The 24,457-nt window shown below is 67.8% G+C and carries 23 protein-coding genes; 13 read left to right on the top strand and 10 right to left on the bottom strand.

The annotated features are described in order from the left end of the window. Positions 1-115 precede the first annotated feature (115 nt). Both rplJ and rplL read left to right on the top strand, forming a co-directional pair. Entirely contained in the window at positions 116-631 is a 516-nt protein-coding gene (rplJ, locus tag SALA_RS08655) for a 50S ribosomal protein L10 (protein ID WP_011541994.1), read from the top strand. Between the two features lie 58 nt (positions 632-689). Continuing rightward, positions 690-1,067 (top strand): 50S ribosomal protein L7/L12, encoded by a 378-nt coding sequence (rplL, locus tag SALA_RS08650; protein WP_011541993.1) that lies wholly within the window; start codon positions 690-692, stop codon positions 1,065-1,067. A gap of 97 nt (positions 1,068-1,164) precedes the next feature. On the opposite strand, the gene SALA_RS08645 is transcribed toward rplL, so the two are convergent. Further along, the gene (locus SALA_RS08645; protein WP_041383207.1) at positions 1,165-1,761 is read right to left on the bottom strand and encodes a hypothetical protein; all 597 of its coding nucleotides are present in this window, start codon (positions 1,759-1,761) and stop codon (positions 1,165-1,167) included. A 208-nt stretch (positions 1,762-1,969) separates the two neighbouring features. Here SALA_RS08645 and SALA_RS17110 point away from each other — a divergent pair, with 208 nt between their 5' ends. Then, entirely contained in the window at positions 1,970-2,122 is a 153-nt protein-coding gene (locus tag SALA_RS17110) for a hypothetical protein (protein WP_153802667.1), read from the top strand. A gap of 366 nt (positions 2,123-2,488) precedes the next feature. Here the strand turns inward: SALA_RS17110 and SALA_RS08640 are convergent, their stop codons facing one another. Together SALA_RS08640 and SALA_RS08635 are read right to left on the bottom strand one after the other, a co-directional pair. Continuing rightward, positions 2,489-3,931 carry a carotenoid oxygenase family protein gene (locus SALA_RS08640; RefSeq protein ID WP_011541991.1) on the bottom strand — a complete coding sequence of 481 codons (1,443 nt, stop codon included), beginning with the start codon at positions 3,929-3,931 and terminating at the stop codon, positions 2,489-2,491. A 16-nt stretch (positions 3,932-3,947) separates the two neighbouring features. After that, positions 3,948-4,316, bottom strand: a complete 369-nt coding sequence (locus SALA_RS08635) for a hypothetical protein (RefSeq protein ID WP_011541990.1) — start codon at positions 4,314-4,316, stop codon at positions 3,948-3,950. Between the two features lie 50 nt (positions 4,317-4,366). Between SALA_RS08635 and SALA_RS08630 the strand changes: the two genes are divergently transcribed. Further along, positions 4,367-4,975 (top strand): TetR/AcrR family transcriptional regulator, encoded by a 609-nt coding sequence (locus tag SALA_RS08630; RefSeq protein WP_011541989.1) that lies wholly within the window; start codon positions 4,367-4,369, stop codon positions 4,973-4,975. Between the two features lie 61 nt (positions 4,976-5,036). Beyond that, the gene (locus SALA_RS08625; RefSeq protein ID WP_011541988.1) at positions 5,037-6,821 is read left to right on the top strand and encodes a sensor domain-containing diguanylate cyclase; all 1,785 of its coding nucleotides are present in this window, start codon (positions 5,037-5,039) and stop codon (positions 6,819-6,821) included. A gap of 96 nt (positions 6,822-6,917) precedes the next feature. Here the strand turns inward: SALA_RS08625 and SALA_RS08620 are convergent, their stop codons facing one another. The 7 genes from SALA_RS08620 to hutI all read right to left on the bottom strand — a co-directional run bounded on the left by SALA_RS08620 (position 6,918) and on the right by hutI (position 15,209). Continuing rightward, positions 6,918-7,715 carry a hypothetical protein gene (locus SALA_RS08620; RefSeq protein WP_011541987.1) on the bottom strand — a complete coding sequence of 266 codons (798 nt, stop codon included), beginning with the start codon at positions 7,713-7,715 and terminating at the stop codon, positions 6,918-6,920. Between the two features lie 220 nt (positions 7,716-7,935). Continuing rightward, positions 7,936-8,772 (bottom strand): FAS1-like dehydratase domain-containing protein, encoded by an 837-nt coding sequence (locus tag SALA_RS08615; RefSeq protein WP_011541986.1) that lies wholly within the window; start codon positions 8,770-8,772, stop codon positions 7,936-7,938. After that, positions 8,772-9,935 (bottom strand): acyl-CoA dehydrogenase family protein, encoded by a 1,164-nt coding sequence (locus tag SALA_RS08610; RefSeq protein WP_011541985.1) that lies wholly within the window; start codon positions 9,933-9,935, stop codon positions 8,772-8,774. Before SALA_RS08610 ends, SALA_RS08615 begins: the two co-directional genes overlap by 1 nt. A gap of 75 nt (positions 9,936-10,010) precedes the next feature. Next, positions 10,011-11,672, bottom strand: coding sequence for a urocanate hydratase (gene hutU / locus SALA_RS08605; protein ID WP_011541984.1), 1,662 nt, complete (start codon positions 11,670-11,672; stop codon positions 10,011-10,013). Then, a complete protein-coding gene (gene hutG / locus SALA_RS08600; RefSeq protein WP_011541983.1) occupies positions 11,669-12,472 on the bottom strand; it encodes an N-formylglutamate deformylase in 804 nt (267 codons plus the stop codon). The genes hutU and hutG overlap by 4 nt, the downstream gene beginning before the upstream one ends. Continuing rightward, entirely contained in the window at positions 12,472-14,001 is a 1,530-nt protein-coding gene (gene hutH / locus SALA_RS08595; protein WP_011541982.1) for a histidine ammonia-lyase, read from the bottom strand. Before hutH ends, hutG begins: the two co-directional genes overlap by 1 nt. After that, positions 13,998-15,209: an imidazolonepropionase gene (gene hutI, locus SALA_RS08590; RefSeq protein WP_011541981.1), complete on the bottom strand. Its 1,212-nt coding sequence runs from the start codon at positions 15,207-15,209 to the stop codon at positions 13,998-14,000. Before hutI ends, hutH begins: the two co-directional genes overlap by 4 nt. Positions 15,210-15,238: 29 nt before the next feature. Here hutI and SALA_RS08585 point away from each other — a divergent pair, with 29 nt between their 5' ends. From SALA_RS08585 to SALA_RS08545, 8 genes are all read left to right on the top strand, one after another. Beyond that, a complete protein-coding gene (locus SALA_RS08585; RefSeq protein ID WP_011541980.1) occupies positions 15,239-16,588 on the top strand; it encodes a formimidoylglutamate deiminase in 1,350 nt (449 codons plus the stop codon). After that, positions 16,585-17,265 (top strand): UTRA domain-containing protein, encoded by a 681-nt coding sequence (locus tag SALA_RS08580; RefSeq protein ID WP_011541979.1) that lies wholly within the window; start codon positions 16,585-16,587, stop codon positions 17,263-17,265. The genes SALA_RS08585 and SALA_RS08580 overlap by 4 nt, the downstream gene beginning before the upstream one ends. A 142-nt stretch (positions 17,266-17,407) precedes the next feature. Further along, positions 17,408-17,980, top strand: a complete 573-nt coding sequence (locus SALA_RS08575; RefSeq protein WP_011541978.1) for a hypothetical protein — start codon at positions 17,408-17,410, stop codon at positions 17,978-17,980. A gap of 15 nt (positions 17,981-17,995) precedes the next feature. Further along, positions 17,996-19,897: a RiPP maturation radical SAM C-methyltransferase gene (locus SALA_RS08570; RefSeq protein ID WP_011541977.1), complete on the top strand. Its 1,902-nt coding sequence runs from the start codon at positions 17,996-17,998 to the stop codon at positions 19,895-19,897. Next, positions 19,894-21,432: a radical SAM/SPASM domain-containing protein gene (locus SALA_RS08565; RefSeq protein ID WP_041383203.1), complete on the top strand. Its 1,539-nt coding sequence runs from the start codon at positions 19,894-19,896 to the stop codon at positions 21,430-21,432. The genes SALA_RS08570 and SALA_RS08565 overlap by 4 nt, the downstream gene beginning before the upstream one ends. Continuing rightward, entirely contained in the window at positions 21,429-22,439 is a 1,011-nt protein-coding gene (locus tag SALA_RS08560) for a hypothetical protein (RefSeq protein WP_041383202.1), read from the top strand. Before SALA_RS08565 ends, SALA_RS08560 begins: the two co-directional genes overlap by 4 nt. Beyond that, positions 22,432-23,448 (top strand): JmjC domain-containing protein, encoded by a 1,017-nt coding sequence (locus tag SALA_RS08550; RefSeq protein WP_049754611.1) that lies wholly within the window; start codon positions 22,432-22,434, stop codon positions 23,446-23,448. The genes SALA_RS08560 and SALA_RS08550 overlap by 8 nt, the downstream gene beginning before the upstream one ends. Next, positions 23,448-24,392: a trypsin-like serine peptidase gene (locus tag SALA_RS08545; RefSeq protein WP_011541973.1), complete on the top strand. Its 945-nt coding sequence runs from the start codon at positions 23,448-23,450 to the stop codon at positions 24,390-24,392. The genes SALA_RS08550 and SALA_RS08545 overlap by 1 nt, the downstream gene beginning before the upstream one ends. The last annotated feature ends 65 nt before the right edge of the window (positions 24,393-24,457 follow it).

Genomic DNA, 24,457 nt, shown 5'->3' with positions numbered 1-24,457 from the left:
TCGGACATCGTTGCGTCAAGGCCAGGCGAGCTTTCGCTCATCTGGCTCTGACGTGTGTTAGCCGCCCGGCGGCGCGCATTCGTGCGGGCATCCGGGCATGAGTGGAGAAACAGGCATGGATCGTGCTGAAAAGGCCGAAGCCGTATCCTCGCTGAATGCTACGCTGTCGAATGCCGCCTCGGTTGTTATCGTTCGCAACCTGGGCCTTACCGTCGCCCAGTCGACGGTGCTTCGCCAGCAGATGCGCGACGCGGGTGCGAACTTCAGGGTCACGAAGAACCGCCTGGCCAAGATCGCGCTCGATGGCACGTCCTACACCGGCATCGGCGAGTTGCTGACCGGTCCCACCGCAATCGCTTCGTCCACCGACCCGGTGGCCGCTGCGAAGATCGCGGTGGAGTTTGCCAAGACCAACGACAAGCTCGAAATCGTTGGCGGCGGCATGGGGGATGTGATCCTCGACGTGGAAGGCGTGAAGGCGCTTGCATCGCTGCCGTCGCTTGACGAGCTGCGCGGCAAGCTTGTCGGCCTGCTCCAGGCTCCGGCCACCAAGGTCGCCCAGATTGCGGCGGCTCCGGCCGGTCAGCTGGCGCGGGTCTTTGGCGCCTATGGTGCCAAGGAAGCGGCATAAGACTTTTACCTACCCGTAACAATTCACCGGGCTTTCCCGGTTCTGATGGAGAATGAAAATGGCTGATCTTGCAAAGATCGTTGAAGACCTGTCGGCGCTGACCGTTCTGGAAGCGGCCGAGCTTTCGAAGCTGCTCGAAGAAAAGTGGGGCGTTTCGGCCGCCGCTGCCGTTGCGGTTGCCGCTCCGGGTGGCGCGGGCGCCGCTGCTCCCGCCGCTGAAGAAAAGGACGAGTTCGACGTCATCCTGACCGGCGACGGCGGCAACAAGATCAACGTGATCAAGGAAGTCCGCGCGATCACCGGCCTGGGTCTTGGCGAAGCCAAGGCGCTCGTCGAAGGCGCGCCGAAGGCGGTCAAGGAAGGCGCCAGCAAGGCCGAAGCCGAAGAGCTGAAGAAGAAGCTCGAAGCGGCCGGCGCGACCGTCGAACTGAAGTAATCCGGTTCGGCTTCGGCGGCCTTCCCGCCGCGCTGCGACAAAGAAAGGGCGGTGCCGAAAGGCGCCGCCCTTTTTTGTTGAATCCGGTTACGGCCGGTCAGGAGTGCGCGAAGCCGGGGCGGAGGCCGGGGTGTTCGCGCGCCGGTTCGGGGCGGCGGACCTCCTGCTCCTGCGGCGCGACCGGCGTTTGGCGCTGCGAAATCTCCCACGCGCTGACGGGCTTGCGCGTCATGTCCTTCTGCGCGCCGAGCGTCTGCTCGTAGGCGAGCCGTTCCTGACGGTCGAGGAAGCGCGCGCGCTTCAATCGCCTTGACAGCGTAAGAAACGGGTTGTCCGGCGTCGGACCGGCCATTGCCATCGCTTGGTGGCGACCGATACGGCCGCTCGGCGGCGTGGCGAAGGCCGGGGTCGAGCGCGCGTCAGCCGCCGGCGTGCTGTAGACGGGGTTGACCCATGGCTGGTCGGAAGCCGAAGCGACGTTTTCGGACGCCTTTACCGGTTCGGCATATTCGACTTCCGCATATTCGGCCGTGGCGGCACCGGCGCGGCGACGACGCGCGAGCACCAGACCCGCGCCGCCAAGCGCGAGCAGCAATGCGGCGCCCCCTGCCAGCTCCCACGGAAAGCGGTCGTCGGCGGTGGTGTCCGCAGCGGCCGGTGCCGGATCGGCGACGGGTGCCACCTCGGTGAACATCGGAGGTGTAGCGGGCGCAGCCGTTTCAGCAGCTTGGGCAGCGGCGGGTTCCGGCGGGACGGCCGGAGCCGACCCGGTTCGCGCCGGTGCCGCGGTCGGACGTGCGCTGCGCTCAGCGCGCGGGGGAGCCTCGCCGCGCACGGGGGGCGGAGCCGCCTCAGCCTCGGCGGGGGCCGTTTCGAGCGGGGCAATCTCCAGCGGGACACGGATGACGGGCGCAGGGGCCGCCGGCTGCGTCGACGGTGCGACATCTGGCGGCGTCGTGGCGGTGGCGGGCGCCGCCGGTCCGGGCGTTGTCGGCGTTGTCTGCGGGGTCGGCGCCGCGACCGGTGGCGTCATCGGGATCGTCGGCGCATCCTGAGCGAAAGCGGTGGGGGTGGAAAGGGCCAGGAACGCGGCAATCGCGCTCGTGGCGGGGCGGGAGAGGGCGATATTTCTCGTCATAGCGCAGACAAAACGAGCGCGCCGCGCATTATGCTGCCGCAAACGGCGGTTTTCCGCGACGAGCCGTGGCGGCGCGACGGCAGGACGCCTTCCGGCAAGGATGATGGCGGCGAATCGCCGGCCTGATCGGCGGTTCGGGGTGGGCGCTTCCTCCTGTGGCGCGGCGCCCGCGCCGCCAGCCACCGCGTCGGCGCTCGGCGCCATCGCGCCGCCGATCTCTTCCGCGGGCGGGCCGGTGCGATCGGCAACCTATCAGCGCGCGCATCCGGGAGCGGAGCCCCCCTCAGTCCGCGACCCAATTGCCATGAAACCCCGGCGGAACGCGGTGCGGCAGATGGACGACGGCTTGCGGCGGCCCGGTGAAATCGTCGGCGTTGAGGATGACGAGGTCGGTGGTCTCGTCGTTCATGTCGACGACGAGGCCGATCAGCCAGCCGTCATCCTCGGCGCCCGCCGCCTTGCGCGGAACGAATACAAACTCGCCGGGGTGGCGGCCGGAGCCGAAGTCGTGGATGGCGGTCGTGCCCGTTTCGAGATCGTGGCGGAACAGCCGGGTATCGGCGAGCGCCCATTCGGCTGAACGGCCGTCGGGGATCGCGATGCTGTAGACATAGCGATAGGGCCGCGTCGTCAGCCGCTCGTCATAGCGCGGAAACTCCTGCGCATGGTCGTGGATCACGGTGCGTGTCGTCGTGCGCGCGACGGGATCGATCGTCCAGCGTTCCATGCGCGACTTTTCGCTGTCGGGGCCGCGCTTCGACGTGGCGAACATCGTTTCGTGCGCGACGACATCGACGATCACCCGGCCGTCCGCGGTTTCAAAGGCGTTGGCGGGGTGAAAGACATAGCAGGGATCGACCGGCACCCAGACGATGTCGTCGCCACGGCCCTCGCGCGGGAGCAGGCCGACGCGCGCCGGGTGATTTTCGTTCCACATATAGGGAAAACGATAACCTGCGAGCAGCCGTTTCATCGAGAAAGTAACGGGCAGGTCGAAGACGAGCACGTAATTTTCGGTCAGCGCGCAGTCGTGGATCGAGGGGCCGTCGCTGACCGCAATCGGTTCTTCGCGCACGACATGCGCCTGTTCGTCGAGCACGACGTGCCAGACCTTGTTCGGTTCGTCGCTGCGATAGGTGATCGCGTGCGTTTCCCCGGTGAAGGGGTCGGCGTGTGGGTGCGCGGTGAACGCACCCGCGAGGGTGCCGTCGAAAGGGTTATGCGCGATGGTGCCGAGCTCATGATCGAGCTCGACCGGCGTGCCGCCCGCCTCGACGATTGCGAACGTCCGCCCGGCGAGACCCACGACATTGGTGTTCGGCGCGTCGTTGCGCTCTTCGCGCGGGCCGGGCGGCAGCTCCTCGCCAAGCGCAGCGCACGCCTCGCTGCCACGCACCCAGCGGTTGCGATACCAGACGGCCTGGCCGCCTTCGATGCGGATGCCGTGGACCATGCCGGCGCCGATGAACCAGTGATAGCTGGCGGGATCGGGCGGCATTGCCGGATTCGGGCCGTTGCGCAGGTAACGGCCGCGTAGCGCGGCCGGGATTTCGCCATCGACGCGCAGCGCCTCGATCGTCAATTCTTCGGTCATCGGCCTGTGGATGCCGGAGAGGAAGGGGTGGGCGTCGGTGGGGCGGGGGAGGCGGCGGCGATTGAAATCGGCGACCTTGCCGATGGTTTTGACGACGGCGCTGCGGATCAGTGTTTCGACCTGGCTTGCCATGGTCTGTTCCTTCCAGTCAGTTGACGATGAGGTCGGTTGCGGTGGTGGCGGTGGCCAGCAACAGCAGCAGACCGCCGGGGTGCGGACGTCGCAGGGCGACGAGATTGCTGATCGCCGAGGATGCGAACACGATCATTGCGATCACCGCGACGAGATCGGGACCGTTTTGAAGCCGGTTGAGCCATACGCCCAGGCCGAGCGCCGCCCACGCGACCGACGGTATGTGGAATACCGCGCGAACGATGCCGCGGCCGGGTTCCGTAGCGAGGAGGCCTTGCGCCGGTTGTCGGAACAATGGTTGCAGGATCACACGCTCGCTGATCGCCGAGTGGGCAAGCGCGACGACAATGGCTAAACCAGCGGCGATGGCCGACCACGCGATCATTCGGGAACTCCAGCCTTGTCTATACGACTCGAAATGTTTACAGCGAAAACATGATGCACAGCAAAGATAACAGTGTCAACATAAAAGAGAGCGGCGCCAAGGCGGCGGGCGCCTATCACCATGGCGATCTGCGCGCGGCGGTGATCGCCGCAGGGCTGAAACGGCTGGCCGAGGGCGACGGTGGCGAATTGGGTCTGCGCGCTCTCGCACGCGACGTCGGGGTCAGCGCCACCGCGCTTTACCGCCATTTCCCCGACAAGGAGGCGCTGCTTGACGCGCTCGCCGACGAAGGGTTGCGGCGGCTGGGTGCGCTCCAGGCGCAGGCGTGGCTGAAGGCAGGAGGTGGCGTTGCGGGCTTCAAGGCGACGGGCATCGCCTATGTCCGCTTCGCCCACGACGAACCGGCGCTGTTCCGGCTGAGTTTCACGCGCCAGATGAGTCAGCGAAGCATGGGCAGCGATGGCGGCGAGGTGGCCTATAATCTGCTTCGTGCCGGGGTCGGCGAAGCGCTGCCTGGCGCCGCCGATCCCGACACGGCGGCGCTCCACGCCTGGGCGCTGGTACATGGGCTGGCAATGCTGATCCTCGACCGGCGGATCGAATGGGATGAGGCGCGCGTCGCCGAAGTCGTCGGCCTGACCTTTGGCGGCGTGGGGTGAAGCGTGGCGCGGGCGCCGAAATCTTAGCGGTTTATTTTCCTGTTTCGGACTATCGGGTTGCATGATCCGGTCGCTGTCCCCCAGAGTCGAAGCGGTCTTTTGGTTCCTGTTGACCGTCACAGGCTATTATCTGCTCGCGAGCCTGTCGCTCTATGCGACGCGGGGCGCCGACAATATCGCTGCGGTTTGGCCGGCAAGCGGATATATCCTGGCGTTGTTGCTGCTCATGCCCGCCCGGGGGCGCGTGCCAGCCTTTGCCGGCATGGCCGTCGCCAGCATCGCGGCCAACATGGGCGCGACGACGCCATTTTGGACGAGCCTCTCCTTCACTTTCGCGAACATGGTCGAGGCGATCATCGCGTTATGGCTGATCCGGCGCCATGAGCCCGGCGAACTGTCGTTCATGGCGCCGCGCGCCGTCATCCATTTTTGCGTCGCGGCGGTGGCCGCCAGTCTGGTCGGCGCGGGGCTGGCGACGCTGCTGGCCGGTCGCGGCGGCGATTTCTTCCTGTCGTGGGCGACGACGGTGTTGCTCGGCATGTTGATCGTGACGCCGCCGATCGTGATGCTGACACGGATGATGGAGTTGAAGGCATTCGGCAAGGTGCCGCGCGCGATGCTGGTCGAGGCGACGGCGATACTGACCGGCGCCGGTGCCGTCACGATCCTCGTCTTTTCGCAGTCACATTTTCCCGCGACCTTCCTGCCGTCCATCGCGGTGGTCGCGGCCGCCTATCGGCTCGGGCCTTTCGGCGCGGCGGCGGGGATGCTGATCGTCACGATCATCGCATCGCTCCTGTCGGGGCAGGGTTATGGGCCGATGGCGGCGATCGACAGCGATCCGAAGGTCAAGGTGTTGTTCCTGCAATTCTATCTGCTGTCGCTGCTGCTGGCGGCGTTGCCGCTCGCCGCATTGCTGATCGGTCGCCAGCGGCTCGCCAGGCGTCTCGAGCAAAGCAACCGCTGGCTGCTCCAGGCCGAAGCTGCGGCGCTCGTCGGCCACTGGCGCGTCAATCTGGTCGACTGGACGATCTATTGGTCCGACCAGACCTATCGCATACACGGGCTGGAACCCGGAACGCCCGTCGACGTCGATTACAGCGTCCGTCAATATCTGGCCGAAGATCGCGCCGCAGTGCAACGGGTGCTTGAAGAGGCAGTGCGGTCGGGCGAACCCTTTGAGTTCCATGGCCGTATCCTGCGCGCTGACGGGCAGGTGCGCCACGTCAAGTCGCACGGGTCTATCGAAAGGGGCCGCGGCGGGGGCGCGACGGGTATCTTCGGCACAGTGCAGGATGTAACCGAAACCGTCGAGAATGCCCGCATCCTGGAGGCCGCACGGAGCGCCGCCGAACGTGTCGCCAACACCGACATGCTCACCGGCCTGCCCAATCGGCGCCATACGCTGACCTTTCTCGAAGAGGCGATGGCCGGCGCGCGCGCGCATGGCGCGCCGTTGGCGGTGGCGATCTTTGACATCGACCATTTCAAGCGGATCAACGACACGCACGGCCATGCGACCGGCGACCAGGTGATCCAGCGCGTCGCACAGCGCGCCAGATCGGTGCTGCGCGACGAGGACATGATCGGCCGCATCGGCGGCGAGGAGTTTGTCTGCATCCTTCAGCGCGCGAGCGCGCTGTCGGGCGAGATCGTCGCCGAGCGCGTGCGCAAGGCGGTCGAGAACGGGGTCGGCCAGGGCGACGGGCTGCCGCCGACGACCGTCAGCATCGGGCTGGCGGTCTATGACGGCGAACAGGATATCGAGGAACTGCTGCACCGTGCCGACCAGGCACTTTATGCGGCGAAACGCGAGGGGCGCAACCGGATGCGGCGCGCGGCGTAGCCATACCCCGCAGGCATACGCCGCATTCGGTTCGTGAAAAAGGACGCGGAAGCTGTGCTCCCGCGTCCTTTTTCGATCAACTTGCCCTGAACAGGCTCAGCTGGTCGGCTGACTGCCCGTCGCCTGCGCCACCGCCGCAGCGAACTGCTCGGCGGTGTAGGCCGCGGCAAGGCCCTCGGGCGACATCAGGAAGGCACTGCGCGGCAGGCTGACGTCCTCGCCCGCCGGGGTGGTGACGACCACGGCATCGGCGCTCGCCGACTTGACCTTGCCGAGCACGGCGGCGCCCTTGAGGCTGCGCACTTCGGCGCCCGCGACGAGCGCGGCGGCGACCGCGGCGTCGTCGGCCGCGGCGGCGGTTTTCACTTCCTTCATCGCGGCGGCGAATTGTTCGGGCGTGAAGCTGGTCTGAAGCCCGGCCGACCCCATGAAAAAGGCCGTGCGCGGCAATTTGACTTCGCCGGCCGGCGTCGTAAGCACCACGCCATCGGCCGCGATGAGCTTGACCTTGCCCAGCACGGCTTCGCCGTTCACGCCGCGCACATCGGCGCCGGGGACAAGCGCGGCGGTCAGCTTGGCCTCGTTCGCGGCGGCCGCCTGATCGACTGCGGCGACGACCTGCGCCTTGGTGGCGCCGATCGTCGGGCCCTGCTCAAGCATGCCGAACGAGGCGCTGGGGAGCGCGATCTGCTTGCTGTCGCCCAGATCGACGACGACATTGGGGCCCTGTACGCTGGTTACGGTGCCCAGTTCGGCGCCTTCGGAATCGAAAACCTTGGTGCCGACCGAAAGGTCGACGGTCGCAGCGGCGGCATTCTGCGCAAGCGCGGGCGCCGCGGCTGCGGCGGCCAAGGTGAGAGAGAGGGTAGCAACAAAGCCTGCGAGTTTCCGCATCGCTTACGGTCTCCTTGAGATAATAGGGATTGGAACGATGAGTCTTGAACGCGCATGGGGCAGCAAGGGCTACGCCATGACTGACGAACCGTGCATCATATGCGATGAAACGAATAGCCGCGTCCCGTCGGCGTGGTTCAACGCGTCATCGCGACACGGCTTGGATTCCATGTTTGGGCGATGCGCCACCCAACCGATCGCGCTGCTTTCGGCGGTTGGTTCAGGTCAGGCTGACGTGCATCGTGCGGCGTCCGGCGGAATTGCGCGCCCATAGCCGCGCACCGTCGGCGTCGTACGCGAGGCAGAGATCGAACGGCGCCCCGTCGGTGAGCGGCGCCTCGGCGCGGAAAGCGAAGGTGCGGGGGGACAGCCCGGCGCGCAGGGCATGATCCATCAGCAGCGTCGCGATGAGCGGGCCGTGGACGACGAGCCCGGCATAACCCTCGACACCCACTGCATAGTCGCGGTCATAATGGATGCGGTGCGCGTTGAAGGTCAGCGCCGAATAACGGAAGAGCAGCACAGGGTCGGGCATGATGCTGCGGACGGTATCGGCGGGTTCGGGGGCGGCGGCAGCCGGGGGCGTGGCGGCGGGGACCGGTGCCGCGCTTGCGGCCTCGCGAAACACGATATCCTGTTCTTCGCGGATCGCGGCGACGCCATTTGCCGATATCTCGTGCCGAAGCGTCACGAACAGAAGATCGCCGCTCGCGCCGCGTCTGGGCCTGATCGCATCGATCGTCGTCACGCGCGTCAGCGCCGCGCCGATGGGAATGGGGGAGAGGAAATCGATGCGGCTGCCCGCCCACATGCGGCGAGGGAGCGGCACGGGCGGCAGCAGGCCGTGCCCGTCGCGGCGGGGGTGTCCATCCTCGCCAATCGTTGACTGGCGCGCGGTCGGCAGGAAATAGAGCCAGTGCCCGAGCGGTGGCACCATGCCGGGCACCCATGGCGGCGCGTCGTGGTCGAGCAGAGCGGCGAGGCCTTCGATCGGCACCGCAGTCGCGACATCCTCGCGCGTTTCACCGCGGCCGATCCAGGCGGAATAATCGTCCATCAGAAGCTCTTGGGCAGGCCAAGCGCGTGCGTTGCGACATGGCTGAGGATGAGGTTCGTGCTGATCGGCGCGACCTGATAGAGCCGGGTTTCGCGGAACTTGCGCTCGATGTCATATTCCTCGGCAAAACCGAAGCCGCCGTGCGTCTGAAGGCACATGTCGGCGGCATACCAGCTCGCCTCCGACGCGAGCATCTTCGCCATATTCGCCTCGGTTCCGCAGTCGGCGCCTGCGTCGAAGAGGCGCGCCGCCTTGGCCACCATCTCGGCAGCGGCGGCGATCTGGACATAAGCGCGTGCGATGGGGAACTGGATGCCCTGGTTTTCGCCGATCGGGCGGCCAAAGACCGAGCGGTCCCTGGCGTATGCGGTGGCGCGGTCGACGAAGAAGCGGCCGTCGCCGATACATTCCGACGCGATCAGGATACGCTCGGCGTTCATGCCCGACAGGATATAGCGAAACCCCCGGCCCTCCTCGCCGATCAAATTGGCGGCAGGAACTTCGAGATCGTCGAAAAAGAGCTCGGTCGTCGCATGGTTGAGCATCGTGCGCAGAGGACGGATGGTGAGGCCCTTGCCCACCGCCTCGCGCATGTCGACGAGCAGTACGCTCATCCCGTCCGACGGCTTGGCGCATTCGTCGCGCGGCGTTGTGCGGCAGAGCAGGACCATCAGGTCCGAATGTTCGGCTCGGCTGATCCAGATCTTCTGCCCATTGACCACATATTTGTCGCCGACCTTGCGCGCGAAGGTGCGGATGCGCGTGGTGTCAGTGCCCGCGGTCGGCTCGGTGACGCCGAAGGCCTGCAGGCGCAGCTCGCCGCGCGCGATCGCGGGCAGATAGGCCTGTTTCTGCGCCTCCGACCCGTGCTTGAGCAAGGTACCCATCGTATACATCTGCGCATGGCAGGCGCCGCCATTGCAGCCCGACCGGTGGATTTCCTCGAGCACCGCGGTCGCCGCGCCGAGGCCGAGGCCCGATCCGCCATATTGTTCGGGGATCAGCACCGAGAGAAAACCCGCTTCGGTCAGCGTACGCACGAACTCGGTCGGATAAATGCGCTCGCGGTCGAGCCGTTGCCAATAATCGCCCGGAAAACCGGCGCAGAGGCGGCGCACCGCCTCGCGGATTTCGGGATGGCTTTGTTGGTCGGCTTCGGACATCGGCGTTCGGCTCTCCCCTGATCGTCGGAGAGAGCCTTAGGATACGAAGCTGTTTTGGTGCAACCGAAACAAGCGTCAGATGCTTGGCAGGTCGAGGCCCTTTTCGCGCGCGCAGTCGATGGCGATGTCATACCCCGCGTCGGCGTGGCGCATGACCCCGGTTCCGGGATCGTTCCACAGCACGCGCTCGAGCCGCTTCGCCGCTTCGGGTGTGCCGTCGGCGACGATCACCATGCCGCTGTGCTGCGAATAGCCCATGCCGACCCCGCCGCCGTGATGGAGCGACACCCAGGTCGCGCCCGATGCGGTGTTGAGGAGCGCATTGAGCAGCGGCCAGTCGCTGACCGCATCGCTGCCATCGCGCATTGCCTCGGTCTCCCGGTTGGGCGAGGCGACCGAGCCCGAATCGAGATGGTCGCGGCCGATCACGATCGGCGCTTTCAATTCGCCCGACGCGACCATCTCGTTAAAGGCGAGGCCGAGGCGGTGGCGGTCGCCGAGCCCGACCCAGCAGATGCGCGCAGGCAGGCCCTGGAACTGGATGCGTTCGCGCGCCATGTCGAGCCAGTTGTGAAGGTGGGTGTTGTCGGGGAGCAGTTGCTTCACCCTCGCGTCGGTCCGGTAGATGTCCTCGGGATCGCCCGACAGCGCCACCCAGCGGAAGGGGCCGATACCGCGACAGAAGAGCGGGCGGACATAGGCGGGAACGAAGCCGGGGAAGTCGAAGGCATTTTCGACACCCTCGTCTTTCGCCATCTGGCGGATATTATTGCCATAATCGGTCGTCGGAACACCTGCGGCGTGCAGGTCGAGCATCGCCCGAACATGCACCGCCATCGAGGCTTTTGCCGCTTTCGCGACTGCGGACGGATCGCTCTCGCGCTTCGCAAACCATTGGTCGAGGCTCCAGCCCGCGGGGAGGTAGCCATTCACCGGATCGTGCGCGGAGGTCTGGTCGGTCAGGAGGTCGGGGCGGATGCCGCGACGGACGATCTCCGGCAGGATTTCGGCGGCGTTGCCGAGCAGGCCGACCGAGACCGGCTTGTCCTCGGCGTGGCTCGCTTCGATCATCGCCAGCGCCTCGTCGATGCTCGCCGCCTGCCTGTCGAGATAGCCGGTGCGCAGGCGCATCTCGATGCGGCTCGGCTGGCATTCGATCGCGAGACAGCTCGCGCCCGCCATCACCGCCGCGAGCGGCTGCGCGCCGCCCATGCCGCCGAGTCCTGCGGTCAGCAGCCAGCGACCCGAAAGGTCGCCGCCATAATGCTGGCGGCCCATTTCGACGAAGGTTTCGTAGGTTCCCTGCACGATGCCCTGGCTGCCGATATAGATCCAGCTGCCCGCGGTCATCTGCCCGTACATCATCAGGCCCTTTTTATCGAGCTCGTGAAAATGCTCCCAATTCGCCCATTGGGGGACGAGGTTCGAATTGGCGAGCAGCACGCGCGGCGCGTCCGCGTGGGTGCGGAATACGCCCACGGGCTTGCCCGACTGGATGAGCAATGTCTCGTCGCCTTCGAGCCGTCTGAGCGTCTCGACGATCCGGTCATAGCTTTCCCAGTCGCGCGCGGCGCGACCGATGCCGCCATAGACGACCAGCTCGTGCGGCGCTTCGGCGACGTCGGGATGGAGGTTGTTCATCAGCATCCGCATCGGGGCTTCGGTAAGCCAGCTTTTCGCGCTGATCTCCGGGCCGGTCGCCGGGCGGATCACGCGGCTGTTATCGAGGCGGGTCATGGTCGTCCTTTCGCAAAGTCGAGCGTGGCGGCGATCACCTGCTCCAGCACGGGCCGGATCGTCGGGTTGGGGTCGAGGGGGGTGGGCCAGTTGGCGTGGGTGATCGCGGCGGGCTCGGCCATATAGCCGCGCTGGGCCAGCTCCATCTGGATCGCATGGGTTCCCTCGTCGGGATGGCCATAGTGGCGCGTCGTCCAGCCGCCCTTGAAGCGGCCGTTGACGACATGGCTGTGGCCGCTCGCCGCACAGATGTTCGCGGCGATGGTTTCGAGTTCGGGCGCGCAGGTGGCGCCCCCGTTGGTGCCGATGTTGAACTGCGGCAGTTCGCCGTCGAACAGGCGCGGGACGTGGCTGCGGATCGAATGGGCGTCGTAAAGGACGACTTTGCCATGGGCCGCCCGCAGCCGGTCGAGCTCGGCGGTCAGCGCCTCGTGATAGGGGCGGTGATAGAGGTTGAGCCGCTGCATGATCTCCGCCTCGTCGGGCAGGTCGAAACGGTAAAGCGGCTCGCCGTCGAAAGTCGTGGTCGGACACAATTCGGTTGTCGCCTGCCCCGGATAGAGCGAGGCGCCCGACGGGTCGCGGTTCATGTCGATCACGCTGCGCGAAATGTCGGTCGCCACCAGGGTCGCGCCCATGTCGGCGGCGAAGGCGTAAAGGTCGGTGATCCACCAGTCGGTGTCGATCTGCGCATGCCAGGGCGACACGAACCGCTCGTCGAGCCCCGCAAGCTCGGTGCCGCCGTGCGGAAAGGCGATGACGAGCGGCGCGTCGCCGCGATGGACGCGCAGCCAGTCCATCAGCCGACGCCCGGCAGGCTGGCCGGCACCGCGGCGACGAGGCTGCCCGAACGGATCAATGCCGTCGCGGCTTCCATGTCGGGGTGGAAATGCCGGTCGTCGTCGAGCGTCGGGACGTGCGAGCGCAGATGCCGGTGCGCCGCCTCGAGCGCGTCGCTCGATTTGAGCGGCGCGTGAAAGTCGATCCCCTGACACGCGGCCAGCAGTTCGATGCCGATCACCGCGCTGGCATTGTCGGCCATGTCGAGCAGGCGGCGCGCGCCGTGCGCGGCCATCGACACATGATCCTCCTGGTTCGCCGAGGTCGGGATCGAATCGACGCTGGCGGGATAGGCGCGCTGCTTGTTTTCGCTGACCAGCGCCGCAGCGGTGACCTGCGGGATCATGAAGCCCGAGTTGAGGCCGGGGCGCGGCGTCAGGAAGGCAGGCAGGCCCGACAGCGCGGGATCGACGAGCATCGCGATGCGGCGCTCGGCGATCGAGCCGATTTCGCACAAGGCGATCGCGATCATATCGGCGGCGAAAGCCACCGGTTCGGCGTGAAAATTGCCGCCCGACAAGGCTTCGTCGCTATCGGCGAAGATCAGCGGATTGTCCGAGACGCCATTCGCCTCCACGCCGAGCGTCGCCCCCGCCTGACGCAGCAGGTCGAGCACCGCGCCCATCACCTGCGGCTGGCAGCGCAGGCAATAGGGATCCTGCACGCGCGGATCGTCGATGGCGTGCGAGGCGCGGATCGCCGACCCCGCCATCAGGGTGCGGAGCGCGCCGCCGACCTCGCGCTGGCCGATATGACCGCGCAGCGCGTGGATGCGGGGGTCGAAGGGCGCGTCGGAACCCTTGGCGGCTTCGGTCGAGAGCGCCCCGGTGATCAGCGCCGAGCGGAACAGGGTTTCGGCACGGAACAGGCCCGCAAGCGCGTTCGCGGTCGAAAACTGTGTGCCGTTGAGCAGCGCGAGTCCTTCCTTCGGGCCAAGTTCGAGCGGCGTCAGCTCGGCCTGCGCGAGCGCTTCGGCGGCGGGCATGATCGCGCCGCCGACGTCGATCTTGCCGACGCCGATCATCGCCGCGGCCATATGCGCCAGCGGCGCAAGGTCGCCGCTCGCGCCGACTGAACCCTGCGACGGCACGACCGGGATCAGCCCCCGCGCGAGCATCGCCTCCAGCATCGCCGCCGTTTCGCGCCGCACGCCGGACGCGCCGACGCCGAAGCTCGCGAGCTTGAGCGCCATCATCAGTCGGACGACAGGGGTAGGGGAGGGAGCACCGGTGCCCGCGGCATGGCTGAGCACGATGTTGCGCTGGAGCGTCGCTAGATCGTCGCTCGCGATCCGCACGCTCGCGAGCTTTCCAAAGCCGGTGTTGATGCCATAGACGGGATCGCCCTTGGCGACGATCCGCGCCACCGCCGCGGCGCTGGCGTCGATCGCATCCCATGCACCCACGGTCAGCGCGGCACTCGCGCCTTCGTAAATCGCACGCCAGTCGGCGAAGCTCATCGCGCCGGGGGTGATCGTCACAACCGTCATTGTCCGTCCTTGATACGTTGGTGCAGCGGGTTGAAGCCGATGCGATAGACCAGCTCGGCGGGGTCGCCGACGTCCCAGATGGCGAGGTCGCAGGCCTTGCCGACCTCAATCGTGCCGATCTCCGCCGACAGGCCGAGCGCGGCGGCGGCGTTGACCGTCACGCCGCGCAGCGCTTCGATGACGGTCAGCCCGAACAAGGTCGCGCCCATGTTGAGCATCAGCAGCAGCGAACTCGTCGGCGAGGTTCCGGGGTTGTTGTCGGTCGCCAGCGCGATGCGCGTCCCATGGCGGCGCATTGCCTGGACGGGCGGCAGTCTGGTTTCGCGCATGAAATAATAGGCGCCGGGGAGCAGCACCGCGACGCTGCCGGCTTCGGCCATCGCGCGCACATCCTCGTCGGTCGCATGTTCGAGATGGTCGGCGGACAATGCGCCGTGCCGCGCGGCGAGCGCGCTGCCGTGGAGCGCCGACAATTGTTCGGCGTGGAGCTTGACCTTGAGCCCATGGGCCTTCGCGGCGGCAAGGACGCGCGCGCACTGTTCGGGCGAAAAGCCGATGCCTTCGCAAAAGGCGTCGACCGCGGTGGCTAGCGAGGCCACGGCCGGGATCATCTCGCCCACGACGAGGTCGATATAGGCGTCGCTGTCGCCTTGATATTCGGGAGGCAGCGCGTGCGCGCCGAGGAAGGTCGGCTCGACGCGGATCGCGCGGATGTTGGCGAGCGCGCGCGCGGCGCGCAGCATCTTCAACTCGTCGTTGGTCGAGAGCCCATAGCCTGACTTGATCTCGATCGTCGTCACACCCTCGGCGATCAGCGCGTCGAGGCGGGGGAGGGCGCTCGCGACCAGTTCGGCTTCGCTCGCGTCGCGCGTCGCGCGCATCGTCGAGACGATGCCGCCGCCCGCGCGGGCGATCTCGTCATAGCTCGCACCTTCGAGCCTCATCGCCCATTCGTTCGCACGGTTGCCGCCATGTATCAGATGGGTGTGGCAGTCGATCAGGCCGGGCGTGATCAGGCGGCCCTCGCAGTCATGGACCGCACCTTGCGTCGCAGGCGCGTCCTTCGCCGGACCGGCATAGATGATGCGGCCATCCTTTGCCGCGACCACGCCATCGTCGATCAGGCCGAGATCGTCACCGGCCATCGTCGCGAGTCGGGCGTTCGTCCAGCGTTGCTCCATCTGGACAGTGTCGCGCCGATGCGTCATTATGTCTAGACATAATATGGGGACGGATGATGGCTTCGCTCTGGTTCGAACGCGCGTGGATCGGCAATCGCTGGGAAAGGGCCGCGCGGCTGCGCATCGCCGACGGGCGGATCGCTGCGATCGAAACCGGCGTTGCCGCGAACGCCGGGGATGAGCGCCATCGTGTCGGCTTGCCCGGTCTCTGCAACGTCCACAGCCACGGCTTTCAGCGCGGCATGGCGGGATTGTCCGAACGCCGCAGCCGGCCCGACGACAATTTCTGGAGCTGGCGCGAGATCATGTACCGCTTCCTCGACCGGCTGACCCCCGACGATGTCGCCGCGATCACGGCGCAGGCCTATGTCGAGATGCTCGAGGGCGGCTTTACGCGCGTCGGCGAGTTCCATTATCTCCACCACGATCCCGCGGGCGCGCGCTACGCCGATCCGGCCGAAATGACGGGTGCGATCGCCGAGGCGGGCGCGGCGACGGGCATCGGTCTGACCTTGCTGCCCGTCTTTTACGCGCACGGCGATTTCGGCGCGGCGCCGCCGAGCGCGGGGCAGCGGCGTTTCCTCAATGACATCGACGGCTTTGCCACGCTGCTCGACGCGGCGCGCGCGAAGCTGTCCGGCGACGCCAATATCGGTGTCGCTCCGCATTCGCTCCGCGCCGTGACGCCCGACGAACTGGCGGCGGTGCTGGCGCTGTCGCCGACCGGGCCCGTCCATATCCATGCCGCCGAACAGGTGAAGGAGGTTGCCGATTGTGTCGCATGGAGCGGCGCGCGACCGGTCGAATGGCTGCTGGGCAATGCCGCGGTCGATGATCGCTGGTGCCTGATCCATTCGACACATCTCGACGAAGGCGAAGCCGTGCGCCTCGCTGCCAGTGGCGCGGTGGCGGGGCTCTGCCCTATCACCGAAGCCAATCTGGGCGACGGCATTTTTCCGGCGGTCGACTATCTGACCGCCGGTGGCCGCTTCGGCGTCGGCACCGACAGCAATATCCTGATCGACGCCGCGGGCGAACTGCGCGCGCTCGAATATTCGCAGCGGCTGGCGCAGCGTGCGCGGGCGCTGCTTGCGGATGAAGCCGCGCCCTTCGTCGGCGCCAACCTGTTCGGCCGCGCGGTCGACGGCGGCGCTCGGGCGCTCGGCGTGTCCGCGGGGCTTGCCGTCGGTCATCCCGCCGACATCATGTCGCTCGACCTTGAACATCCCTGCTTTGCCGGGACCGATGATGCGACCCTGCTCGACCGCTGGATTTTCGCGGCGCGTGGCGGGGCGATCGATTGCGTCTGGCGCGCGGGCGAAAAGCGCGTCGAAAGCGGGCGCCATGTCGCGGCGGACGCTGTCGCCGCCGCCTATCGCGCCTGCCTCGACCGGCTGCTTGCATGAACCCCGCGCGGCGCATCCGCGATGAAATCGCCGCCGCGATCCGCGCGGGCGAATGGCGCCCCGGCGACCGTGTGCCGATCGAGCAGGACCTTGCCGCGCACTATGGCTGCGCGCGCGCGACGGTGAGCAAGGCGCTTGGCGAGCTCGCCGCCGCCGGGCTGATTGAGCGCCGTCGCAAGGCGGGGACGTTCGTCGCGCATCCGCCGGTCCATTCGGCGGTGATGACGGTGCCCGACCTCGCCGAACTGATCGCCGCACGGGGCGAGGCCTATGGCTGGACGCTGAAAGCAACGCGCACCGAAGCGGAGGGCGCCGCGCTGTGCCCCGCCCCCGCGCTATACGTCGAGGGCGTGCATTTTGCGGCGGGGGAGCCCTTCGCGCTCGAAGCGCGCTTCATCGCGCTCGGCGAAGTGCCCGACGCAGCGAGTGCCGATTTTCGGTCGGAGGCGCCTGGCACCTGGCTGCTTGGCCATATTCCGTGGACCGAGGCGCGGCATGTGATCCGCGCGGTGACGCCGACGCGGGCGGAGGCGGCGCAATTGGGTGTCGGGACGTGCGCCGCCTGTCTCGAACTCGACCGCACCACCTGGCGCGCGGGGCGGATTGTCACCCACGTCAGGCAGTTGTTCCGCGGCGACCGCTTCGACCTCGTCGCCCAATTCAACGCCGGGGCGTGACCGGGTTGCGATGCGGGCGAGGCGCCGGGCAGGGGCAAGGACCGATTAACCATGTCCGGAAACCCGGAAGCAATCTTTATTACCGATTGTTAGCAAAACAAAAAATGCCTGGGTCGCGTCCGTTGCTTGCAGGAGACGACACGTGGCAGAGTCAAAAACATCCACTTCGGTGGCAGCGCGCCTCGACGCGATCGAGGCGCAGATCAAGCAGATACTCGAAGCGCTTCACGGAGCGGGCGGAATGTCCGCACCGTCGACAACGATCGAGCTCACCGGCGAGGAACTCGACAAGATCGGCGATGCGCTGGAAGACCTCGACAGCCGCCTGACCGACCGACAGCGGCTCTATTTTCTGGGCATATTGGGGGCGGCCGCGCACCATTTCCAGCAGGTGCTGGCGACCGAAGGGCCGTCGATCGAGAATATCCGCACGATCAAGGTCGCCAACGCGGCGCGGATCCGCGACGTCAAGCTGTCCGACGCATTCCAGGGGCTTACCAGGGTCGAGCAGGGCCGACTCGGCAGCATTCTTTCGCCGGGAGGCGACGTGATGGATTCGGTCGGAGTGGGCGTTGGCGTTGCCTGCGTCGGGGTCGATTGGTCGAAGGATCTCGCGACCGACCAGCTTGGCGGATGGCGCACGAACCCCGCCTTCGGCGGCGCCGTCGTCAATCCGGGACCGCTGGGCGGCCTGCCCGGAGGTTTCGGGCGCTAAACCGAAAGGTTCGACATGAATGCCCCCGTCAAGAGGCCGCGCCACCGCGCGGTCGCCGCGGAGGAGGCTGCGCCCGAAACGAAGGAAGCGGCGTCGGCGCGATCGGGACATTCGATCGCGCTGGTCGCCGCACCCTTCAACTCCTTTCGCCGCCCCTCGATCCAGGTCGGCCTGCTCGCCGCGATCGCGCGCCAATGTGGCTGGAGCGCGCGCACACATCATTTGTTCCTCGATTTCGCGGTGATGATCGGCAGCGAATTTTACGAAACTATCGCCAATGATCGCGGCGTTGCAGTGGGCGACTGGTTGTTTTCGGTCGAAGCCTTTGGCTCGGCCGCACCCGACCCCGACGGACGTGCCCTGCTCGCCGCCTTCGACCTCAAGGATGCCGGGCAGCTGTTGGTCGTCCGGCGCGACGTCGTGCCGCGTTTCGTCCGGCTGGCTGCCGAGGAGATCGCGCGATCGAACCCCACGGTCGTCGGCTTCACCTCGACCTTTCAGCAGACCGCCGCCGCGATCGCGATCGCCCGGCGGCTGCGGGCGATGCTGCCGCACGCCCGCTTCCTGTTCGGCGGCGCCAATTTCGAACGCGACATGGCGGCCGAATGGATCGCGCATGTGCCCGAGGTCGAACTGGTGTTGAGCGGCGAAGCCGACGACAGCTTTCCGGCGCTTCTCCGCGCCATCGACGCAGGGGAAGGAATGGACCGCGTCACCGGGCTGAGCTGGCGCGACGCCGACGGTGCGGTGCGGCAGAACAAGCCCGCAAGGATGATCACGGCGCTCGATCGCAATCCGACACCCGACTATGGCGAATATTTCGACCGCGCCGAATATCTTGGCCTCGTTCAGATCGGGCTGCGCAACGATGTCCGTATCCCCTTTGAAAGCGCGCGCGGGTGCTGGTGGGGCGAGCATAGCCACTGCGTCTTTTGCGGGCTCAACGCGCTGACGATGAAGTTCCGCTCAAAGTCGCCCGAGCGGGTTTGGGACGAGCTGGCCGAACTCGCCGAAAGATATCGGAGTTATCATTTCGAGGCTGTCGATAACATCGTCGATCGCGGCTACCGCGAGGCGCTGCTTCCCAGGCTGGCGGCCAGCGACGCGACCTATGACATTTTTTATGAGGTCAAGTCGAACCTGAAGCCCGACGAGATCCGCGACATGGCGGACGCGGGAATCCGCACGATCCAGCCGGGAATCGAAAGCCTGTCGACCCCGGTGCTCAAGCTGATGCGCAAGGGCGTGCGCGGGCTGGACAATGTGAACCTGCTACGCTGGTCGGCCCATTATGGCGTCGCGGTGAGCTGGAATGTGTTGTGGGGATTTCCGGGCGAAAAAGCCGAATTTTATGCCGAACAGGTGGATTTGTTCCAGCATCTGCACCATTTGCAGCCGCCGTCGGCGGGGCTGCGCGTGTGGCTGGAACGCTATAGCCCCTTGTTCAAGGACGAAGCGAGCTTTCCCAAGATACGCCGCAAGCCCGAACGCTCGCTCGACTTCATCGTGCCGACGCGGATCGACAAGGAAGCGATCGCCTATTTCTTTGAATATGAGCTGGAAAATACGCTGTCCGACAGCGACTTCGACGGCATGGCCGAGGCGATCGGGGTGTGGAAGGAAGCGTGGATGCGCGACTGGCGCCCCCAACTGCGCTATTTCTCGTCGCCCGGCGTCGTCACCGTCGAGGACAGCCGCCACGCGCCCGAACCGCGGCTGACGCGGCTGACCGGACGCGACGCCAGCATATTCCAGGCGCTGCTCGAAAAGCCGCTGAGCGCCGGGCGCGTCGCCGAGATGATCGACGAACCGCTCCAGCGCGTCGAACGATCGCTGCGCCTGCTGAGCCACGAAGGGCTGATCGCGAGCGAAGGCGGGCTGCACCTGTCGCTGCCGTTGCCGGCGCGACGGCGATGAGCGTCGCCGCAATCGAGACCGCCACAGCGGGGATCGACGGCGATACCGCCGAACGGCTGGCGACCACGCTGCGGCCGGAGGAGGATGCCGTCGCGGTGCTGCTGCTAACGCGCGCGCGCGCGCTTCTGTCCTTGCTGCGAACCGGCGCGTCGGTGCCGCTGGAAGCCGCGCCGACGGACGGGCTGCCCGCCGATGTGCGGCAGGCCCTGCGCGCAAAGCCCGCCTTGCGTCCGGCGGGATGCGACGGCGCGGCGGCGCTTGCGGCGCTGGGGGAGACGCAGCGGCGCCTGCGCACGCGGCTGGCGTCCGCCGAGGCGCGGGCGTTCGATCAGCTGATCCACCTCGGCGCGGCACCCGCCAGCGGACTGGCGATGGTTCCCGCAGCGGCGCTCGGCTTGACCGACCCGGCCTTTGCGGCGGCCGAACCAGCCGATCGCGCCGCGCCGCCGACCGGTCTCGGCAGTCTGGTGCTGATCGCGAAGCTGACGCGCCATTGCAATTTGCGCTGCACCTATTGCACCGACTGGCGCGAAGGGCCGGGCAACCGGATGACCGCCGCGACGCAGGCGTTGATGGTGCGCCGTGTCGCCGAAGACCGGTCGGTCGCGACGGCGCGCTTCATTTGGCACGGCGGCGAACCGAGTCTGCTCGGTGTGCGCAGGATGCTGGGCTTTCTGTGGTTGCAGGCGCGGCTGCGGCGACCGGGGCAGGATTTTACCAATTCGATCCAGACCAATGCCGCCGCGCTGCCCGACCCGGTGGTCGCGCTGTGGCGGCTGTTCGATTTCAAGGTCAGTGTCAGCCTCGACGGCCCGCGCGCCATCCACGACCGCCAGCGGCGCACGGCACGCGGCAGCGCGTCGTTCGATGCGGTGATCGACGGGATCGCCCGGCTGCGCGAGGCGGGGGTGTTCGCCGGCGTGCTGATCGTCGTGACACCGGAGGTTGCCGCCTGCCCGGTCGAGAAGCTGGTCGGCGAGTTGGTCGACGCGGGCATCCATGCAGCAGGGTTCCTGCCAGTGCGGCCCGATGCGGGTACGGGCGAGGGACCCTATCTGCCGCCCGCCGCCTTCGCCGATTTCCTGATCCGCCTGTTCGACCTGCTCCGCACGCGCCCCGACCTGCGTTTCGATGTCCGCGAGATCGACGCGCTGCACGCCGCGTGGCAGCGGCAGGCGACGGGTTTCTGCGAACTCAATGGTCCCTGCCTTGGCGGTTATTTCGGGATCGAGCCCGACGGCACGGTGCGCCACTGCGACAAGTTTCTGGGGTCGGCGGACCACGCGCTCGGCAATCTGGCCGAACGCAGCTTCGCCGACATCCGTGCAAGCGCGGAGATGACCGCGCTGAAGCAGCGCGAGGCGGAACGCTGGCTGCGGCTGCGGACGTGCCGCTGGTACGGCCATTGCAAAGGCTGGTGCCCGCACGAAAGCCACATTGCGGCGCGGCGCGGCGCGGCGGGGCGCTGTTGCGGGCTGGCGCCGGTCTTCGATCATTTCGAGACGCTTGCAGGCGCCGAAAGGCAGCGGGCGTGAGCGCCGCCGTGGTCGCCTGCCACGCCTGCGCCGACGCGCGCCGCGCCTCGCTCGGCGCGGCCGCCGCGCCGCGTCGCGCGTTGCTCGCGCTGCCGGGATGTGCCTGCCAGACGCTGCCGCCCGGCGAGCGGCGCAAGCGGCTGCTCGGTCCCGGCGCGGGGCCGCTTGCCGAGCTGTCGACGCGCTATTTCGCCGAGGTCCGGCAATGGGTGGCGGTCGCCAAGGGGTGCGACGTGCGCGCACTGGGCGCCGCCGCCGATGTCGCGCTGGGCCTTGGCACCGGATCGCGGCGCTGCGACGCGGTGGCACGCGCGACCGGCGAGATGCTCGAACGCTATGGCGCCGCGCTCGTGCCGCCGGGTGGCAGCGAGCGCGTCGCGCTCACCGACTGGCGCGGCATCCCGTGCGGCGATGCGCCGGCGGCGGCGGCGTGGCTGCCCTTCCATCGCGACGGAAGGCCGGTGTTGCCTGCATCCTCGACGGGGCTTGGCTTTGCGTTCGAACGCGCGCGGGCGCTGCGCGCTGCGGCGTACGAGATGATCGAACGACGAGCGATCGACGCGCTGGCGCGCGGCGCGCAGGCGCAGGCGCTGGGCGCGATGCGCGTCGGCAAGGTCGAAGCATCCGGGTTTCGTCTTGCGGCACCGGTGCCGGTCGCGCTGGTGCTGATCGCCGACGCACGTGGCCGGATCGTCGCGGCCGGCGCGGCGGCGCGGCCTCGAATCGCCGCGGCGCTGCGCGCGGCGCGGCGCGAGGCGGCGCTTGGCTGGCTGATCGCACAGGGGCGCGTGCTGCCGGGTGCCGGGCTGCACGGCGCGGATCTGTTGGGGCCGCTCGCCGAACTTTCACTTGCCGAATGGCCTGTCGCGGCGCGCGGGGGCGCCGCACCGCCGCCGCGCGGGGTGCTGGCGCGCGGCTTTGCTTTCGCCAACCTGACGCCGGGCGACATCGCCGCGGCGGGCGGATGGGTGGTGCGCGCGATGGAGAGGATCGCCCCCGATGCTTGAGACCGCGCCATCGCCCGTCGCGGATCGGGCCCGCCTGCTTTGCGGTGGCGATGCGCATGCCGTCGCCCCGCTGCTCGATGCACTGGCGTCGTCGTCGGCGCTTGCCGCGGGCGTGCGTTTGCTGCGCGGTCGCGGCGCGGGGTGGGCAGGGACGCCGCGCGCTCTCGCGATGCGGCTGGCGGCCACCCTGCGGCCGTGGCCCGGCCGCGACGAGATACGCGCGTTCGACAGCCGCGCGGGCACGGTCACCGCGCGCGATCTGGGGAAAGCGATCGTCGATCCGAACCGTGTCGCCGATACGATCGACAGCGACGGCACGGTGGTGTTCCAGAAAATCGACGGCCTCGATTTTCACTGGCACCGGCTGGCGCGCGCGTTTGAGGGCGCGACGCGCCGACCCGCGCAGGTCAACGCCTATGCGGGCGCGCCGGACGCGCCGGGACTCGCGTGGCACCGCGACCCGCACGACGTGCTGGTCCTGCAACTCGCGGGCACCAAAATCTTTGCGGTCGAGCGGGACGCGGGCGCCATCGACATTCCGCTGGCGCCCGGCGATCTATTGTGGCTGGACCGGGGTGTCCGGCATCGCGCGACGAACGGCTCGGCCGGGTCGATCCATGCCTCGCTTGGCCTGCTCCACTGGATGCGCGATGCGATGGCGGTGCCGGTCATCGACCGGCGGCCGCTGGCTCCGCCGCTTCCCGCCTGTCCGCTGAGCGCCGAAGAACGCGGCGCGGCGCTGCTCGACTGGCGCCCGTTTCGTGACCTGCCCCCCGATGTGGCGGGCGGCGAGCATCTGCGGCCCGACCTGCTCGCGCTGATCCACCCCGCCGAGGGCGGGTCCCTGGTCGACCTTGGCGGGTTTCGCCGTGCGCTCGGCGCGCAGGAAGCGGCGATGATCGAAGCGGGGCGCTGTCCGCCGAGCGTGCGACCGTGGCTCGGCGCGCGGTTCGCGCCCGCCGCGACATGGCCGGAGCTGCTCGCGCCGCTCGAACCGGGGGATATGTGATGCGAAATGACGATCGTTCCCGCTGTCTGCTCGATCTCGTCCGGCGTGACCGGCCCCGCTGGTTGCAGCATGGCCGGGCGATCGGACGGCGCGAAGTGTCGCAGGCGCAGGAGTCGGTCGGCGCCACCGGCATTGCGGAAGACGAACTGGTCGCGTTGACCCGGCGTCTGTCGCCCGACCTGCCGCCCGCTGCGCTGTCGCCGGGCGAGGTCGATACGCTGGAGGCCATCGTTCACACCGAATTGCGCCCCGCGCTGCTGGTGCAGGACGGCACTTTCCTGCCGCCACCGGAGGAATGGCGGCACCTTGAAGCCCATCGCGCGGGGATCGACCATGCGATCGCGCGGACGTGCCGGATCGAGACCGAGGGCGCCATCGCGCTCGACTGGGTCGGCACGGGCTTTGTCGTCGCGCCCGACCTGGTTGCGACCAACCGCCATGTCGTGCAGGAGTTTGCATCACATGAGCCGGGCCGCGGCTGGCGGATCCACGAGGGCATCGCGGTGCGCGCCGACTTTCGGCAGGAAATCGGCAGCACCGCGGTCGCGGACGTGCCGGTGGCGGGCATCTGGGGGGTCCATGACCGCTTCGACATTGCGATCCTGCAAATGCGGCCCGGCCTCTGTCCCAGTCCGATCCCGACCGGGCTTTCCAACCTGACCGCGGCGCGCGATGTCGTGGTCATCGGCTATCCCGCCTATGACTCGCGGCGCAACGACGCCGCGGTGATGGATCGCATCTTTCGCGGCATCTATAATGTGAAGCGCGTGCAGCCGGGGCGGATCATGCTGCGCGATACGGTCAATTATCTGCTGCGGCACGACAGTTCGACGCTCGGCGGCAATTCGGGGTCGCCGGTGATTGATGTCCGGAGCGGCCGCCTCGTCGGGATTCACTTTCGCGGGCAATATCTGCGGTGGAACGACGCGGTCGACGTTTCCTGACTCGTGGTCAGCGAAATGCCGGAACCCGTCGGCCGGCCCCGGTTCCGGACGCCGCCTTCGATTTG

It is taken from the genome of Sphingopyxis alaskensis RB2256, assembly GCF_000013985.1.
Taxonomy (GTDB): domain Bacteria; phylum Pseudomonadota; class Alphaproteobacteria; order Sphingomonadales; family Sphingomonadaceae; genus Sphingopyxis; species Sphingopyxis alaskensis.
Note: the sequence above shows the minus strand (reverse complement) of the source record. Positions and strands in the feature narration are given on the sequence as shown.